The organism is Desulfosoma profundi (assembly GCF_055387865.1).
Window position 1 is genome coordinate 733,422 of the sequence record NZ_AP042420.1, and the last position, 17,371, is coordinate 750,792.

General features: G+C 58.2%; 15 protein-coding genes. 10 read left to right on the forward strand and 5 right to left on the reverse strand.

All coding sequences use genetic code 11. From position 1 onward, the window contains the following. Positions 1-281: 281 nt before the first annotated feature. From ACZ5K9_RS03220 to mnmG, 3 genes are all read right to left on the reverse strand, one after another. Positions 282-1,268, reverse strand: a complete 987-nt coding sequence (locus ACZ5K9_RS03220) for an electron transfer flavoprotein subunit alpha/FixB family protein (RefSeq protein WP_464272984.1) — start codon at positions 1,266-1,268, stop codon at positions 282-284. A 58-nt stretch (positions 1,269-1,326) separates the two neighbouring features. After that, positions 1,327-2,124, reverse strand: a complete 798-nt coding sequence (locus ACZ5K9_RS03225; RefSeq protein WP_464272985.1) for an electron transfer flavoprotein subunit beta/FixA family protein — start codon at positions 2,122-2,124, stop codon at positions 1,327-1,329. A gap of 177 nt (positions 2,125-2,301) precedes the next feature. After that, complete coding sequence (gene mnmG / locus ACZ5K9_RS03230; RefSeq protein WP_464272986.1) at positions 2,302-4,194, reverse strand: tRNA uridine-5-carboxymethylaminomethyl(34) synthesis enzyme MnmG; 1,893 nt, start codon at positions 4,192-4,194, stop codon at positions 2,302-2,304. A gap of 68 nt (positions 4,195-4,262) precedes the next feature. On the opposite strand from mnmG, the gene mnmL reads away from it, so the two are divergent. Next, the gene (gene mnmL, locus ACZ5K9_RS03235; RefSeq protein WP_464272987.1) at positions 4,263-5,213 is read left to right on the forward strand and encodes a tRNA modification radical SAM protein MnmL/YtqA; all 951 of its coding nucleotides are present in this window, start codon (positions 4,263-4,265) and stop codon (positions 5,211-5,213) included. Between the two features lie 177 nt (positions 5,214-5,390). On the opposite strand, the gene ACZ5K9_RS03240 is transcribed toward mnmL, so the two are convergent. After that, entirely contained in the window at positions 5,391-7,592 is a 2,202-nt protein-coding gene (locus ACZ5K9_RS03240; RefSeq protein WP_464272988.1) for a cache domain-containing protein, read from the reverse strand. Positions 7,593-7,699: 107 nt separating this feature from the next. Further along, positions 7,700-9,112 carry a glutamate--tRNA ligase gene (gene gltX, locus ACZ5K9_RS03245; RefSeq protein WP_464272989.1) on the reverse strand — a complete coding sequence of 471 codons (1,413 nt, stop codon included), beginning with the start codon at positions 9,110-9,112 and terminating at the stop codon, positions 7,700-7,702. 172 nt (positions 9,113-9,284) lie between these two features. Between gltX and ACZ5K9_RS03250 the strand changes: the two genes are divergently transcribed. The 9 genes from ACZ5K9_RS03250 (at position 9,285) to fabF (ending at position 17,363) form a co-directional block, all read left to right on the forward strand. Beyond that, positions 9,285-9,896, forward strand: a complete 612-nt coding sequence (locus ACZ5K9_RS03250; protein WP_464272990.1) for a nitroreductase family protein — start codon at positions 9,285-9,287, stop codon at positions 9,894-9,896. A 170-nt stretch (positions 9,897-10,066) separates the two neighbouring features. Beyond that, entirely contained in the window at positions 10,067-10,606 is a 540-nt protein-coding gene (locus ACZ5K9_RS03255) for a YceD family protein (RefSeq protein WP_464272991.1), read from the forward strand. A 25-nt stretch (positions 10,607-10,631) separates the two neighbouring features. Then, positions 10,632-10,814, forward strand: a complete 183-nt coding sequence (rpmF, locus tag ACZ5K9_RS03260; protein WP_464272992.1) for a 50S ribosomal protein L32 — start codon at positions 10,632-10,634, stop codon at positions 10,812-10,814. A gap of 21 nt (positions 10,815-10,835) precedes the next feature. Then, on the forward strand, positions 10,836-11,909 hold the full coding sequence (locus ACZ5K9_RS03265; RefSeq protein ID WP_464272993.1) for a phosphate acyltransferase: 1,074 nt from the start codon (positions 10,836-10,838) through the stop codon (positions 11,907-11,909). A gap of 26 nt (positions 11,910-11,935) precedes the next feature. Then, entirely contained in the window at positions 11,936-13,105 is a 1,170-nt protein-coding gene (locus ACZ5K9_RS03270) for an acyl-CoA dehydrogenase family protein (RefSeq protein ID WP_464272994.1), read from the forward strand. 24 nt (positions 13,106-13,129) lie between these two features. Then, a complete protein-coding gene (locus ACZ5K9_RS03275; RefSeq protein WP_464272995.1) occupies positions 13,130-13,921 on the forward strand; it encodes an electron transfer flavoprotein subunit beta/FixA family protein in 792 nt (263 codons plus the stop codon). Next, positions 13,918-15,171, forward strand: coding sequence for an FAD-binding protein (locus ACZ5K9_RS03280; RefSeq protein ID WP_464272996.1), 1,254 nt, complete (start codon positions 13,918-13,920; stop codon positions 15,169-15,171). Before ACZ5K9_RS03275 ends, ACZ5K9_RS03280 begins: the two co-directional genes overlap by 4 nt. 142 nt (positions 15,172-15,313) lie before the next feature. Next, a complete protein-coding gene (fabG, locus tag ACZ5K9_RS03285) occupies positions 15,314-16,057 on the forward strand; it encodes a 3-oxoacyl-[acyl-carrier-protein] reductase (protein WP_464272997.1) in 744 nt (247 codons plus the stop codon). 46 nt (positions 16,058-16,103) lie between these two features. Next, positions 16,104-17,363 carry a beta-ketoacyl-ACP synthase II gene (gene fabF / locus ACZ5K9_RS03290; RefSeq protein WP_464272998.1) on the forward strand — a complete coding sequence of 420 codons (1,260 nt, stop codon included), beginning with the start codon at positions 16,104-16,106 and terminating at the stop codon, positions 17,361-17,363. Positions 17,364-17,371 lie beyond the last annotated feature (8 nt).

Below are 17,371 nucleotides of genomic sequence, written 5' to 3' on the forward strand. Positions count from 1 at the left end.
CACTCCCTCCTCCAATAACCCCGTCCCCGACAGCCGACATCACGGGTTCCTGCCGGTCTGAAAGAAAGAACAAAACCTCGCGCCTTCTCCGCCTCCCGGCCCCAAGATCGCGGCGCGCTTTAACACCCCAAGGCTTGTGGCCACATGGCAAAATTTATACTTTTTTGAAGGGGCACGGCACTCCGCGCCCCTCAGGTGCTCAGCTCACCGGTTGCCGACCACGGACCCGAGCCGTCTATTCCGTCGAATGTCCCCGGCCGTTTCCGTCGCCGTCGTCAGCCCTAGCACGTGCTCTTCATCTTTCGGACTTCTTCTGTAAAGGCCGGGATAAACTTGAAAAGATCTTCCACAACGCCGTAATCGGCTTTGGTGAAGATCGGCGCTTCCGGATCCTTGTTGACGGCCACGATGTATTTGGAAGAACCCATGCCCGCCAGGTGCTGGATCGCCCCGGAAATGCCCACCGCAATGTACAAATTGGGGTTGACGACCTTGCCCGTCTGGCCCACCTGATCCGAATGCGGCCGCCATCCCGCATCCACCGCCGCTCGAGAGGCCCCGACGGCGGCACCCAGCTCCCTGGCCAGTTGCTCCAAAATGGCAAAGTTTTCTGCGGCTTTCATGCCCCGGCCGCCCGAGACGATGATTTCCGCCTCGGTCAGTTCCACCTTGCCCGTGGTGTCCAGTTCCACACCCAAAACCTTGGACCGAGCCTCGGGAAGATCCACAGCGACGTTTTCCACCTGTACCTGCCGTGTCGCATCCGCGTCCTTGCAGTCCATGACGTTGGGACGGCACGAAATCATGGGTAGAGCCCCATCCGCCCATTCACACCAGGCCAAGCACTTGCCGGCAAAAATGGGTCGTTTTGCCTTGATCACCCCGCCTTCGCACACCACCTGGATACAGTCCTGAGCCAGACCTGTTTGGAGGCGCGCAGCCAACCGGGCGCTCAGATCCTTGCCGTCCACCGAGGCCGGGAGAAGTACCGCCGCAGGATTCCACTGTTCGATCAGCGAGGCCACCACCGGCACATAGAGTTCCGGTACATAGTGTTCCAACGCCGGATCATCCACAACGAAAACTTTATCCACACCGTAGTAGCCCAAGTCCGCCGCCTTTGCGGCCACACCGGATCCTACGGCAATTCCATAAAGGGGAAGATTCAAAGCTTCGGCCACCTTTCGAGCTTCACTGGCCACCTCAAACGACACGCGGCGGAACCCCCCCGCACGAAACTCTGCAATCGATACCACACAGTCGGCCATTTCCTATCTCCTTACGCTCCCATGGCGTTGATCTTCGTTTCCGTTCCAAAAGCCTTGCTTAGATCACCTTGGCCTCTTCATGCAGCGCTTTGACCAGGGCCACCGCCTTGCCTTCCGTATCCAGGCCGTTGTCGATGATCCGTCCCGGTTTGCGTTCCGGAGGCATTTCCAAAGACACCATGCGGATTTTGGCCGCTTGTGCGCCGCATTCTTCAGCACTCAAGCCCAGGTCGGCCAGCTTTTTCATCTCCAAGGGCTTTTTCTTGGCCTTCATGATGCCGGGGAGGGAGGCATAGCGCGGATTCCACACGGCATGGGATCCTCCCATGGTTACCAAGGCGGGAAGCGCCGCCTGCAGAGTGACTTTGCCTCCCTCAATGGGCCGTTCAATGGTGACCGACGAACCGTCGGATTCCAGAGAAACCGCCAGACCTAAATGAGGCCAGCCCAAAAGCTCCGCCACCATGGGGCCTCGCTGGGCCAAATCGTAGTCCACGGCCCGAGAGCCACACAGGACGATGTCCGGCTGCAGTCCCTGGACTATTGCCGCCAAAGCCCGGGCAACACCTAAACTGTCACTGCCGTCTAAAGCCTCATCGTCGAGCAGAACGCCCTTGTCGGCGCCCATGGCCAAAGCCGTGCGGATGGATTCCACCACGCGCTGCGGCCCCCAGCTGACGATGGTGACCGTGCCGCCATGCTTTTCCTTGAGGCGAAGCGCCGCTTCCACGGCGAATTCGTCATAGGGATTGATGATCCATTTGAGATCCTGCGTCACGATGGATTGCCCGTCCGGAGCGATGCGAATGACCGATTCCGTGTCCGGCGTTTGCTTGAGAAGCACCACAATGTTCACGACCTGTCCTCCTTTTTCTGTGTCACAGCCCGCTTCACCTTTTTGACGACGTCGCCCGCGCCTGTGCGAACGGCGATGGCGAACGATTCTCCCGGCAAGGTGACCCTCCGAGGGGAGCGCCGGGGTGCACCTTACACGAATTGGGACGCAAAAGCCAAGAAAAATATGAATGACAATTCATTCATGTGCGGCGAGACCCTCCGCTTTCCCGGAAACATGACGCTTCAAATAAACCATGAGAACGGACAACGCGGCCGGCGTCATCCCCGGGATGCGGGAAGCCTGCCCCAAATTGTCGGGGCGCACCGCCATGAGCTTTTGACGCAACTCATTGGAAAGCCCCGGAATGACAGCATAAGAAAAATCTTCGGGAATGCGCACCCGCTCCAGATTCCGGAACTTGTGCATCTCTTTTTGTTGTCGCTGGAGGTACCCTTCGTATTTGCATTCGATTTCCACCTGTTCCCGAACCCTTTCCGGCAGAGGTTCAGGTGCCGGGGCCAGATGGGCGACATCGTCGTAGGTCAGTTCCGGTCTTTTCAGGAGCCGATCCAGGCTCACGGGTTCTTCCAACGGCGCGGACCCTTTGGAAGTGAGGTAGGCGTTCACCTCTGCGGACGGAAAGATTCTCCGGGTCCGCAATCGTTCCAATTCCCCCTGGATAGCCAGCCTTCTTTCCGTAAGCTCTTTAAACGTCTCCCGGGAATGAAGGCCCAGTTGATAGCCTAGTTCCAGCAGTCGAAGATCCGCGTTGTCTTCTCGGAGCCACAGGCGGTACTCAGCCCGCGAGGTGAAAATGCGATAAGGCTCGTTGGTACCTTGGGTCACAAGATCGTCCACCATAACCCCCATGTACGCCTGAGAACGGTCCAGGATGAAAGGAGGTCGCTCTTGCGCTTTGAGGGCGGCATTGATCCCGGCCCATAGTCCTTGCGCCGCCGCTTCTTCGTACCCGGAGGTCCCGTTGATCTGACCGGCCAGAAAAAGACCGGAAACTCTTTTGGTTTCCAAAGTCCGCTTGAGCTGGGTCGGTTGGACGAAATCGTATTCGATGGCGTAAGCCGGACGCATGACTTCGGCCTCTTCCAAACCGGGAATGCTTCGAATGAGCTTCAATTGAATCTCATAAGGTAGAGAATTCCCGGTGCCGCTCGCATAGATTTCCTCCGTGTCTAACCCTTCCGGCTCCAAGATGATTTGGTGTTCCTCCTTATGAGGAAACTTCATGATCTTGTCCTCCAGAGAAGGACAGTACCGGGCCGAGACGCCGGTGATCGTGCCGTTGTAGAGGGGGGAAAGGTGAATGTACGTGCGCACAATCTCGTGGGTACGAGGGTGGGTGTGACCCAAATGGCACGACACTTGGGGCAGTTCGATGCGCTCGGTCCACAGGGAAAACGGTCGGGGATCCGGATCTCCCGGTTGCTCCTTGAAACGGCTGAAGTCGATAGAACGCCTGTGGATGCGGGCCGGCGTCCCGGTTTTCATCCGACCCAGTTGAAATCCCAGGTCCCTGAGTTGATCCGCCAAGGCGATGGAAGGCAGTTCCCAAGCCCGCCCGGCGGGGATATGGGCGGTACCGATGTGGATGAGCCCGTTGAAGAAGGTGCCGGTGGCCAGCACCACGGCGCGGGCGGCATGGAACACTCCCAGTTGGTCAATGACACCCGCAACGCCTCCTCCTTCCACCACCAACGATTCCACAAGGGATTGTTTGAGTTCCAGATTGGGAGTCTTTTCGATTTCGTGTTTCATGACGGTGCGGTATCGCACCTTGTCGTTTTGGGTGCGTGTGCCGCGGACGGCAGGTCCTTTCTTGGTATTGAGCCGACGAAACTGGATGGCCGTGCGATCGGTCACCCTGGCGATCACGCCGCCCAAGGCATCCACCTCTTTGACGAGATGGCCTTTGCCGATTCCTCCCACGGACGGGGAACAGGGCATGTGGGCAACCGTGTCCAGATAGAGACTCAGGAGCAGCGTCCGGCATCCCATCCGGGCCGAGGCTATCGCGGCCTCGCATCCCGCATGGCCGGCGCCGACAACGATCACGTCATAGGTGGAACTCATGGTGGTCTTTCCTTCCAGAATCCTTTAAAGTGCCCGTGATGTCGCTCATCGGAGGACTGTGGCGCACCATGCCGACCCGTGTGAAGCCTTACCGAGATTACAGCAGCTACCTGCGCCATCTTTTTGGCTGCCGGGTCCACAAGATCAGTCTGGACGCGGGGCTGACGTGTCCCAACCGGGATGGCACGTTGGGCACGTCCGGCTGTATCTATTGCAATTCTCGCGGTTCCGGCACCGGAGCTCATCACCAGGGGGTGTCCATCCGCGAGCAGATTCGGGCGGCGAAATCTTATCTTGCCTCAAGATATAAGGCCAAGAAATTTTTAGCCTATTTCCAATCCTTCACCAATACCTATGCCCCATTGGAAAAACTTCGGGAGCTCTACGAGGAAGCTTTGAGCGACCCCGACGTGGTCGGGCTCACCATCGGAACTCGCCCGGACTGCGTGCCGGATCCTGTGCTGGACTATCTCGCAACCCTTTCACGCACCCACTTGGTCTGGCTGGAATACGGTCTTCAATCGGCGCACGACGAAACACTGCGACTCATTCGGCGGGGCCATGATGTGGACCGCTTCAGAGACGCCGTGGAAAGAACGCGTGCCCGGAACCTTCCTGTTTGCGTCCATGTCATTCTAGGACTGCCCGGAGAAACCCTGGATCACATGCGTGAGACCGCACGCTTCCTTGGCCGCTTGGATATTCAAGGAGTCAAGATTCATGTCTTGTACGTCGTTCGCGGGACCGTTTTGGCATCGTGGTACCAGAGCGGACGCTACAGTTGCCTCTCTCGCGACGATTATGTGCGGGCGTGTGGGACTTTTTTGGCCCACCTGCCGCCGCATGTGATTGTCCAGCGCGTGACTGGAGATCCTCATCCCGATGAGCTGGTTGCCCCCTCGTGGGCTTTGGAAAAACAAAAAAACATCGACGCCCTGCTCGCCTACATGGAGAAGGAGAACCTTTTCCAAGGAAAGTTTTTCACCTCGCCGCACCACCCATTATCCCCGCTCGCCTAAGTGATGGCACACAGAGCTCCCAAAGTGCGGGGCCACGGCGTTTCATGAGACCCGCTCTGAGTGCATCAGCCCTCTTTCTTGGATGAGGTTCGGGAGGTTTTCCGAAAAAGACGCTGATCGGGCTTTTCCGGCCCGCCGTTTATAGACGCCGCCATCGTGGTCGAAAGACCGGCCCCATCAACACACGGGGAAAGTCACCGAGAGCAGCAGCTCCTCTTCGCTCGTGCGCTTGAGGCGGACAAGGCTGCGATGGCGGTGGAGAACCATTTTGGCCAGAGGCAGATCCAGCAGGCGGGAGTCATCCATCCGACTCGTAAAGGGATAGAAAAAGTGTTCGATGTCGTCGTCCGAAACGTGCATGCCGCACGCCATCACTTCAAAGACCACGGCATTGGGACCTGACGTGGAGGAAATCCGAAGGTTCCCGCCGTCCTCGGGACAATAGCTGAGCAAGGCTTCCAAGAGGACGTGCAGAGATCTTCGAATGAGCTCCTGGTCCAGCATGAGAAGCGGCAAATCCGGCTGCAGATCGAGCTCGTAGCGCAGAGCTTGTGCCTGAAACTTTGGCGTTAAGTCTCTAACGACCTGATTGACCAAGGCGTTGAAATCGCTTTTTTGAGGCACAATCACGACGGGTTTCAGGTACTCTTGGATTCTTTCCAGAATGTTTTCCAACCGAGCCATCTCTTTGAGAATAATCTGCACCTTCTGCCGGTTCGGATCCTCCTCGGGAAGCCGGTTCAGGAGACGCCGGGCAAATCCCCCTGCCACCGCAATGGGGTTGCGGATCTCGTGGGCGAGGCGCGCTGAGATTTCGCTCAAGGTCCTCAGTTCTTCCGTTTGGATGATCTGCTGTTGCAGCTCATGGCGCTCGCTGACATCCACCAGGAACCCGTCCACCATCTGGACCTTCCCTTCCCCGTCCAGAACGGGCAGCGCGTGATCCAAGACATAAATGGCACGGCCGTTGCGGTGACGTACTCGGTATTCCTCCCGAAACTCTTTACCTTCTCGAAGACATTGATCCATGAGGGGCCAGATGCGATCACGGTCTTCGAACCACACCTTCTCTTTCCAGAACCGCGGCCGTTCAAGAATCTCTTCCTGAGACATCCCCAGGAGATCTTCCACAAAGTGATTCACAAAAACAGTGTTGCCTTCCTTATCCAAGCGGTAGACCACCAGAGGGACACGCTCCACCAACGTGCGGTATTTTTCCTCCGACTCCCGCAACTCACGGGTGCGCGCTTGGACCTTTTCTTCCAAGGTAGCGGCATAGAGTTTAATCTGTTCCCGGGACATTTCCAGGGAACCGAGCATCTCGTCCAAGGCATCGGCCAATGTGCCCAATTCGCCGAAGGGTCGAACTTCCAACGGCCTGACGGCCTGGCCCATGGCGATTTCCCGGGCGAAAGCAATCATGCGGTCAATGGGACGAGTGAAGACGAGCGCGATGATATAGATGGCCCCCACGGAGAGAATCATTCCCACGACACCAAGACCGAGCATCCAGCGGCGGTACCGAACGGTCAGGGCCACCGTCTCAGAACGGTCCACGCCTACTTCCACCAGTGCCACCGTGTCCCCTCGATAGTCCGACACGGCATTGATGAGAAAGGCGTAAGGACGGTTGTCCACCTTGAAAGCTGCATACTGGGGTTTGCCGGTTTGGAACACCTCGCCATACGGACGGGGAGGCCGCTGAGGTTTCGATGGCAACGTCGTGGCCACCACCTCCATCGAACCTGGCACGCCTTCCTCAGGGGACAGGATGCTCACGTCCACATCCCCATGAAGGCGCATGGGTTCGAGGATTTTGTCGCTCAGCGAAAAACCCACTTCCAGGATCCCCACCAACTGCTCCTGCCAGTAGACAGGCACGGCCCCCCGGATGCCATAGCCTGTGGCTCCCTTTTCCAGCCCGTAAACCTCCCGCCGCTTCGTCAACACGTCCTGGATCTGCCTGCGGTACGTCCACAGCTCGTCCCCGTATTGGTACAAGCGATGGAGACGCAAGAACGAACGTCCCGGGGGCACTTCGAAATGGAACTGGTGGATCCCATAATGCCGTTTCATGAACTCGTAAGCGGGATAACAGAGCTGAAGCAGCCGCACCCGGTCCCTGTCGGCCAAAGCTTTGGCGATTTCTGGATTGCGGGCGAATCCGGAGGCCAGTGAAACCGCCCACTGGCCACGAAGTTCCAAGGTATGCAGAAAAGTTTTGTAAAAACTTTCCAGCCTCTGGTGTTCTTGCCTTTGGATGAGCGTGTTCTGGCTGAGGATGGCCAGCCAAACCAGAGAACACGTCCCAAAAAAGGCCAGGACGATAAAGGGCACAATGAGACGATACCGCAGCGGCAGAGTTCTCAGGCGATTCAAAGTCCGTGACCCTTTCTCTGTTCCCAGGACCATCCCATCCGAGGAAGATACTGGCTGCCGGCCGAAACCCATGCGCCCATCCCACAGCACCGAACGACTCGAGGAAGCTATTTCTCGGGGACTTCCCCTTGAATGAAGGCGCACGCCTCCCGCAACCGCCGAACGACTGCGTCTTTTCCTAAGATATCCATAATTTCGAAGAGTCCAGGACTGGCGGTCACGCCCGTCAAGGCGACGCGCACCGGCTGAGCAATTTTTCCAAGCTTCACACCCATCTCTTCGGCCAATTCCCTAAAAATCTTTTCGACAGATTCTTCGGTGAAACGGTCCAGCTCCTGGAGCCGCGCGATGAGGAGTTGTAACGGCCGAATCATATCCGGAGTCAGGAACTTTTGCGCCGCTTGGGCGTCGTAGTCCACCTCGTCCACCAGGTAGAAACGCATCGCTTCGGCCATTTCTTTGAGCGTTCGGGAGCGTGGTTGGAGTGTCACCACGGCGCGTTCCAGAAAAGCCTCGTCTTTTTGGGGCAGGTTCAATGCCTGAAGGAAGGGCTTGATTAGCTCCTTGAGCTCCGACGGCTTTTTCTCGCGGATGTAATGGGCGTTGAGCCAGAGGAGCTTTTCCATATCGAAAACGCTCGCTGAAGATCCGACACGATCCAGATCGAATTTCTCGATGAGCTCCTCTCGGCTGAAAATTTCTTGATCTCCGTACGACCACCCGAGCCGCACCAGGTAGTTGACCAGGGCTTCAGGAAGGAATCCCATGTCTTTATAGGCCATGACCGATGTGGCGCCGTGGCGCTTTGAGAGCCTGGTGCGGTCTTGGCCGAGGATCATGGGCACATGAGCAAATCGGGGCAGAGGGGCGGCTAAGGCCTGGTACAGAAGGATCTGACGAGGAGTATTGTTGACATGATCATCGCCTCGGATGACGTGCGTGATGCCCATGGAGACGTCGTCCACCACCACAGCGAAATTGTACGTGGGCATGCCGTCGCTTCTCATCAGTACCAAGTCATCCAATTCCGCATTGTCAAACTCGATGGGCCCTTTGACCATGTCGTTCAGGACGGTGGTGCCGGCCAGAGGGCAGCGGAAACGCACGACACGACCCGCACCGGGCCCTAAGCCTTTTTCCCGGCATCGACCGTCGTATTTGGGCTTCTTCCCGGCCTGCAGGGCTTCCTGGCGACGCCTCTCCACATCTTCCGGCGAGCATTCACAGTAGTACGCGTGCCCGGTATCCAAAAGCTTTTGAAGATACTCCCGATACAGGTCCATGCGCTGTGTTTGATAAAACGGCCCTTGGTCCCAATCCATGCCGAGCCATTCCATGGCATCGAGAATAGCGCGGATGGATTCTTCTGTGGACCTCTCCAGGTCCGTATCCTCAATGCGCAAAATGAAAACTCCTCCATGGCGGCGGGCAAAAAGCCAATTGAACAAGGCGGTTCGAGCGCCGCCAATGTGCAGGTATCCAGTGGGGCTTGGAGCAAAGCGAGTGATGATGGTTTCCATGAATTAAGAATCTCCTCAGCTGTCTTGAGTGGGAAAAAGCGTGCTATTTTTACGCGCCATGGGGGTAGCCATTGACGTAAAAGACAGGTTATCGCTTAACACAAAGGAGTAGAGTTCTCAAGAAGCGCAGCGCGCCACGCCCTCAGTGCAAACCCCAGGACAGGAGTCGAGCATGGAATGGAAAGCCTTGAACGAAAAACGACGTTCGGTCAACTTTTTTGACCCGTCTGTCACCCTCACTCTTTCAGACCTTCGCAAGATCTACGACGCGGCTAAGCTGGCGCCTTCATCGTTCAACCTGCAACCGTGGAAGGTCGTAGCGGTTCTTTCCGACGAAGAGAAACAAAAGCTTCGGGCTGTGGCCATGAACCAGCCTAAGGTGACGGAGGCGTCGGCCGTTTTGGTCCTTTTTGGAAACACGCATCAGTATTCAGAAAGCCAAGACGTGTTCGACGATTGGGTGGCTCGGGGTTACATGAAAGCGGAGGCCCTGCCTCAAGTCCGGGCCGTGACCGAACGCCTCTACAGCGGAGAACGGGCCATCGGCTTTGTTTCCCGCAATGTCGGCTTGTTCGCCATGAATCTTATGTTCGCCGCCCTCGATCAAGGCTGGGACACTCACCCCATGGATGGGTTTGACATTGACGGAGTGCGAAACCTCTTCGGCCTCGACCCCAAGTATGTCCCGGTCATGCTCATCGCCATCGGCAAGAAACGGGAAGACGCGACGTTGCTCCCGCGCGGCATGCGCCGAGCGTTTGAAGAAGTCTTCACGATCCGATAGGAATCGCATCCGCGCATGGATGCCCGGCGCATGATTTTGGGCCCTCCGGGGGGCAGTGTATCTGGGTTGGACGGATAGTTCCCGACCTCCTTCGGGGGTTCAAAGTGTGCTTGACAGAGGGAGCGCGATGCCTATACTCAACGCTTTACTCGTGACCATGTGAGGTTTGCATGAAGATACGTATCGACGAAATCCCAGAATCCGGGCGCATGCTCCATGTCCACTGGACTCAGGACCGTTTGGAACGCATGCTCCCTCCCAGCGACCCCAAGGGGTTTGCTTTGTCACGCCCGCTCAACGTGGATCTGGAAATCCAGAGGAAGGCGGATCACATTGAGGTCACGGGAACCATTGCGGGCCAATTGACGCTCACGTGCGACCGGTGCCTCGATGAGTACACGACGATGCTGGCCCGTCCCGTGCGGGTGCTCCTTTTCCAAGAGAACCTCGGCCCGAACGACGAGGAAGTGGAACTGGAACCCGATGAGCTGGATTATGAGTTTTTCGATGGGGAGGTCATTGAAGTGGACCGCATGATCGCCGAAGAAGTGTTTTTGGAACTCCCCATCCGATGCCTGTGCTCCGAAGCCTGTCGAGGGTTGTGCCCGGGTTGCGGCGCCAACTTGAATCGGGAACCCTGTCTCTGTTCACAGAAAAAGGCCTCTTCACCCTTTGAGGCTCTGAGAAACCTTAAACTTGGAAGTCCCTGACGCTGCGCATCAAGGAGAGACTGTCATGGCCGTACCCAAAAGAAGAACGTCCAAATCGAGAAGAGACAAACGGCGGAGCCACCTCCACCTGACGGCTCCCTCATTTTCCACATGCCCCCAATGCCATGAGCCGTGCATGCCCCATCGCATTTGCCCGTCGTGCGGATACTACAAGGGCAAGCAGGTCTTGGTCACGGAAGAAGTCTAAGCCGGGGGCGTTGACCTTTGAATGGCTGGATCGATGGTCATCGCCGTAGATGCCATGGGGGGGGATGCGGCCCCCGATGCGATCGTGCAGGGGGTGATTCAGGCGTCGACCCGCACCACCGCACGACTCCTTCTCGTCGGTGACGAGAAACGCCTCCATCGATGTCTAGCCGCCACGCCGCATTCACCGGCCGTCGATGTCCTCCATGCCCCGGAAACGGTGGACATGGGGGACATCGGCCCATTGGCCCTCCGAAAAAAAAAGCTTTCCTCCCTCTATGTGGCCCTGGACCAGTTGCATCGCGGCACAGCCGATGCCGTCGTAAGTGCCGGGAACAGTTCGGCCATCGTGGCCACGGCGACGCATCATGTGGGGCTGATCCCGGGGTTGAAGCGGCCGGCCTTAGGCGTATTGCTCCCGTCCTTCGGATCGGATGTACTTTTGGCCGATGCCGGCGCCCATAGCGAATCGGGCAGCATCCATCTGGCCCAAACGGTTTTCCTGGCGGCCTCTTTTCTCAAGCATTCCTGCGGCCGCCCCAATCCGAACATCGGCCTCCTCAATATCGGACATGAACCGACCAAAGGGCCTCGTGCCATTCGCGGCGCCGTCAAGCTTCTCGCCGAAACCACCGACCGGAATCTTTGTTATGTGGAGCCGCACATGCTTTTCAGCGGCGGTGTGGACGCCGCGGTGTGCGACGGTTTTGTGGGGAACGCTTTACTGAAACTCCTGGAGGGTGTGGCCGCGGCGGCCCGTCACTGCCTCTGTGCCGGAGCGGGCAAAAAGGAACAACCATTTCGGGATGATACGGCACCGGCACCTCAGCAATGGCTTTACCGACTCGCCCACAGGGAGCTGGGAGCCGCTCCCTTACTCGGCGTGCGCAAAACGGTTCTCATCGCCCACGGACGCTCTGGAGCCGCAGAGATCGCCAACGCCATCCTGGAGGCCGAAAGATTCGCCCGGCAAGGTCTATGCCAACGTATGGAAAGGGATTCCGACCTCTTGGAACATCTGGCGGCCGTGCGTGGGCATTATGCCCGATGGATGCTCGCGGGACTCAAAGGCCCCTGGCGTTTCGGTTCAAAATAGGTGGAACCCGTTAAAGGAGGACAGCTGTGAATTATTTCTTGTCCGAAGAACAGCAAATGATTCGCGAGCTTGCTGAGCAAATCGCCCGGGAAAAGATCCGACCCGTACGGGCTCAGTTGGACGAAGCCGAGGAGTTTCCCACGGAGATCTTGAAGATCCTCGCACAATCCGATCTATTCGGTGTCTCCATCCCTGAAGAATACGGCGGGATGGGCGGGGGCATACTGGAGAATTGCCTGGCAGTCGAACAATTGGCTCGAGCGTGCATTGGGGTGGCCACATCTTACGCCGCTAGCGGTCTCGGGGCTTATCCCATCTTGCTTTATGGATCTGAAGCTCAAAAAGCCGCCTACCTCCCGGATATCGCCGCAGGGAAGAGACTGGCGGCCTTCGCCGTGACGGAGTCGGGAGCCGGAAGCGATGTGACGGCCATTCGCACGACCGCGGTGAGAGACGGTGATTTCTACGTGCTGAACGGCACCAAACAATGGATCACCAATGGGGGTGAAGCGGATATCTACAGTGTTCTTGCCGTCACGGACAAAACCAAGGGACCTCGAGGGGCCAGCTTTTTCATCGTGGAAAAGGGCGATCCCGGCTTCACTTTTGGGAAAAAAGAAAAGAAATTGGGCATCCGCGCCTCAGCCACCCGCGAACTGGTTTTCCAGGATTGCCGGATCCCCAGAGATCGGCTGATCGCCCGGGAAGGCATGGGTTTCATCATCGCCATGAAAACTTTCGACAAATCCCGCCCCGGCATCGGGGCTCTGGGAGTGGGACTCGCTCAGGGAGCCTTGGATATCGCCGCGGAATACGCCCGAAAGCGCGTCCAGTTCGGCAAACCCATCATCACCTTTCAGGCTATCCAGCACAAACTGGCCGACATGGCTATCAAGACGGAAGCCGCCCGCGCCTTGATTTACTGCGCTGCGCGCCATTTGGACACTGACCCGCCCGATGCAGGGAAGGTCGCAGCCATGTGCAAGGTGTTTGCCAGTGACACGGCCATGGAGGTCACCACGGAAGCGGTTCAGATCTTGGGCGGCTACGGATACATGCGGGACTATCCCGTAGAAAAGATGTTCCGAGACGCCAAAATTCTCCAAATCTACGAGGGGACCAACGAAATTCAGCGGAACATCATCGGCCAGGAGATCAACAAGGAATACGGGCGATTGAAGGAAACCTTCTTCTAATCACAGCAACCGACGGACTGGGCCATGAAAATCGTCGTGTGTATCAAACAAGTCCCTGATGCCAAGAACGTGCGCATCGACCCTCAGACACACACGCTGGTGCGCCAAGGGGTGGATTCCATCATCAACCCATTTGACCTATTCGCCGTGGAGGCGGCTCTGCGCCTGAAAGATCGGCACGGAGCCCACATCACCGTGATGACCATGGGACCTCCCCAGGCAGAAGAGGCCTTACGGGAAGTGCTCTCCAGAGGTGTGGACGATGCCGTATTGTTGAGCGATCGGGCTTTTGCAGGATCGGATACCTGGGCAACAGCCACCACCCTCGCTGCAGCGATCCGCAAGCTGGGCGACATTTCTCTCGTGGTGTGCGGCAAGCAGGCCATCGATGGGGACACGGCCCAGGTGGGCCCGGAATTAGCCACCCTCCTGGATATCCCCTACGCCACGTTCGTCAAAGAGATCGTTCTGGAAGACGCCGGGCATCTTCAGGTGGTGCGCAAAACCGACGAAGGCACGGAGACGTGGCGGCTGCCACTCCCCGCCCTCGTAACCGTGCTGCGTGATGTGGGTGATCCTCGTGTCCCATCCCTCAAACATAAAATGCGCGCCAAGAAAGCTGCGATCCCTGTGTGGGGGATCGCCCATGTGGGGCTTTCTGAAGAACAGGTCGGACTTCGAGGATCCTTCACGCAGGTGGTGCGTGTCTTCAGCCCACCGAGACGCGCGGACCGATGGATGCTGGAAGGGACGGTGAATGAGCAGGTGGAAAAACTTTATCAATATCTGAAGGAAGCCAAGGTTCCCGGGATATGAAAGCGCTGATCGATCTGCAAAAGTGTACGGCCTGCGGAGTCTGCCAGGATGCGTGCCCCGTGGGTGCCATCACGGTCCCTGAAACCCACGCTGTGGTGTCCGATGACTGCACCCTCTGCGGCATGTGCGTCGATACGTGCGAATTCCAGGCCATCCGCCTCCCGGAGGTGGGTACCGGAACGGCCGCCGACGCGGCGGCTTACCAGGGCATTTGGGTCTATGCAGAGTGGCGCCATGGTACGGTCCACCGGGTGAGTTACGAACTCGTGAGCGCGGCCCGACGCCTGGCGGACAAAAAGGGAGCGCCGTGCGGGGCCGTCCTATTGGGAGAAAATGTTGGTGAGGCTGCCGAGGGACTGCTCCAATACGGAGCCGACGTGGTGTATGTGGTGGACCACCCCGCCCTGAGACATTTCACAGACGAAGCCTATAGCCGCTGTCTGGTGGAACTGGTTCGCCAGAAGAAGCCGGAAATTCTCCTGGCTGGCGCCACATCCATAGGTCGCTCCTTTATCCCTCGCGTGGCAGCCTTGCTCCACACTGGACTCACGGCGGACTGTACCGATCTGGACATCGGCGACGATGGACTTCTCCTGCAGACCCGTCCAGCCTTCGGCGGCAACGTCATGGCCACCATCATCTGCCCCTACGGCCGCCCCCAGATGGCCACGGTGCGTCCCCGGGTCATGCACCCGGTCATCAGTCCGCGAAACGGTCGCATCGAAAAGGTTTCTTTGCCCGAGGATGTCTTCCGCACCCGAGTGGAAGTCCTTAAAGTCATCCCGGAAGAAGACACGACCGCCAAGTTGTCGGAAGCCGAGGTGATCGTCTCCGGAGGTCGGGGCCTGCAGAAAGCGGAAAACTTCCGGATGGTGGAAGAACTGGCGCGGCTCCTCAATGGAGCTGTCGGCGCTTCACGGAGCGCCGTGGAAGAGGGTTGGGCTCCTGTGTCCCGCCAAGTGGGCCAAACCGGGCAAACCGTCTCCCCGACGCTCTACATCGCGATCGGCATCTCGGGGGCAATTCAGCACATCGTCGGGATGCAGGGATCCAAGATCATTGTGGCTGTGAACAAGGATCCGGAAGCACCCATCTTTGATGTCGCCTCCTGCGGGGTGGTGGCCGACCTTTTCGAGTTTGTTCCGGCCTTGATCGAACGCATCAAACGAGGCGCCTCATCGCCGGAAGAGTCCCGTGGCGAGAACGGAACGACCGTTGAAACGCCGCTTCGGCCCACGAACGGCGGCTGAATCTTAAAAAGACAAAGGGATATGCATCACCGGCCTGCGGCTCCGTCCCGGACATCTCCGGACGAGGCCGGCCAGATGTAAACACTTGAGAGGCTCGGGGAGAGGATGCCGAGCGGGCCGAGCACACAACAGGGAGGTCCCCATGGCGCAGACCAAAGTGGTTCTGGTGACAGGCGCAAGCCGGGGTATCGGTCGGGCCATTGCTGTCAGTTTTGCCGAGCCCGGCACAACGGTGGTGGTGAATTATCGGTCAGGTCGGGACGCCGCGGAGGAAACGGCGCGGACCGTTACGGAACGGGGGGCCCAGGCGTTTCTTTGCCCCTTTGACGTCTCCCATCCTGAGGAGGTCAAAGCGGCCTTCAAGGAAATCACCGACGCTCATGGCCGATTGGACGTTCTCGTGAACAATGCGGCCATCACCCGGGACAACATCTTGCCTCGACTGAAGGAATCCGATTGGGATGAGGTCATGGCGGTGAACCTCAAAGGGGTCTTCCTCTGCTGCCAGGCCGCCATGCGCCCCATGCTCAAACAGCGATACGGTCGCATCATCACGGTCACCTCCGTTGTGGGCTTTACAGGAAATGCCGGGCAGTGCAATTATGCAGCGGCGAAAGCCGGCATCGTGGGCCTGACTCGGTCACTCGCTCGGGAGGTGGTTTCCCGAAACATCACCGTGAATGCCGTCGCCCCGGGCTATATTGAAACGGAAATGACCCAAAGCCTCTCTGAAGACGCCCGTCACGCTCTTCTGGCTCAAATTCCCGCCGGGCGGACGGGAACACCGGAAGAGGTCGCCGCGGCGGTGCGGTTTTTGGCTTCTGAAGAAGCCGGGTATATCACAGGGCAGGTCCTCCATGTGAACGGCGGGATGTTTATGGGATAAACGGCAAGGCGGCATACGAACACCGCGAACGAACGACGAGGGGATTATGGCACAAGGTGAGAAGCGACGGGTGGTGGTCACGGGACTGGGCTTGGTGACACCTTTGGGAGTCGGGGTGGAACAGAACTGGACCAATGTGGTGAACGGTGTTTCCGGCATCGGTATGATCACTCGATTCGACACCGAGGGATTCGCCACACGGATTGCCGGAGAGGTCAAAGGGTTTCAGCCCGAAGACTTCATCCCGAAAAAAGACCTGCGCAAGATGGACATTTTCTTGACCTACGCCATTGCGGCGGCGCAGCTGGCGGTCCAGGACGCCTCCTTGACCATCGAGGCTTCAGAGAGTTCGCGAGCGGGCGTTGTCATGGGCTGCGGACTGGGCGGGCTCACCACCATTGAAGAATGCCACAAAACGCTGCTCCAGTCGGGACCTCGGAAGATCAGCCCGTTCTTCATCCCCATGCTCATCGGGAACATGGCCCCGGGGCTCATTTCCATTCAGCATCGCGCGAAAGGACCGAACCTTTCCATCCAAACGGCCTGCGCGGCGGGCACCCACGCTATCGGGCACGCCTTTCACCTCATTCGGGATGGAGCCGCCGACATTATGATCACCGGCGGGGTCGAGTCCACCATCACTCCCCTCTGTGTCGGGGGCTTCAATGCCATGAGGGCGCTTTCCACACGGAACGATGAACCGGAAAAGGCGTCTCGACCTTTTGACAAAGACCGCGACGGTTTCGTGCTCGGTGAAGGCAGCGCGGTGCTCATTTTGGAAGAAGCGAAAAGGGCCGAGAAGCGAGGGGCGCGCATTTATGCAGAAGTGATCGGCTTTGGCGCCTCAGGCGATGCCTACCACATGACGGCACCGGCCCCCGACGGCGAGGGGGCTGTCCTGTGCATGCGCGCCGCCCTTGAAGATGCGGGGATTGCTCCCCACGAAGTGGATTACATCAATGCCCACGGAACATCCACGGACCTGAACGACCGGCTGGAAACCTTAGCCATCAAGACCGTTTTTGGGGATCACGCGAAGCAATTGGCAGTCAGCTCCACCAAGTCCATGACAGGCCACCTGCTGGGGGCCGCCGGGGGCGTCGAAGGCGCTTACACCGTGCTGGCCGTATATCATGACCTGATTCCGCCGACCATCAACTATGAAAACCCCGATCCGGACTGTGATTTAGACTATGTCCCGAACACGGCGCGAAAAGCCACGGTACGGATCGCCATGTCCAATTCTTTCGGCTTCGGCGGCACCAACGGGACCGTGGTTTTCCGGAAGTGGACGGAAGAAAGATAAACGGGTGT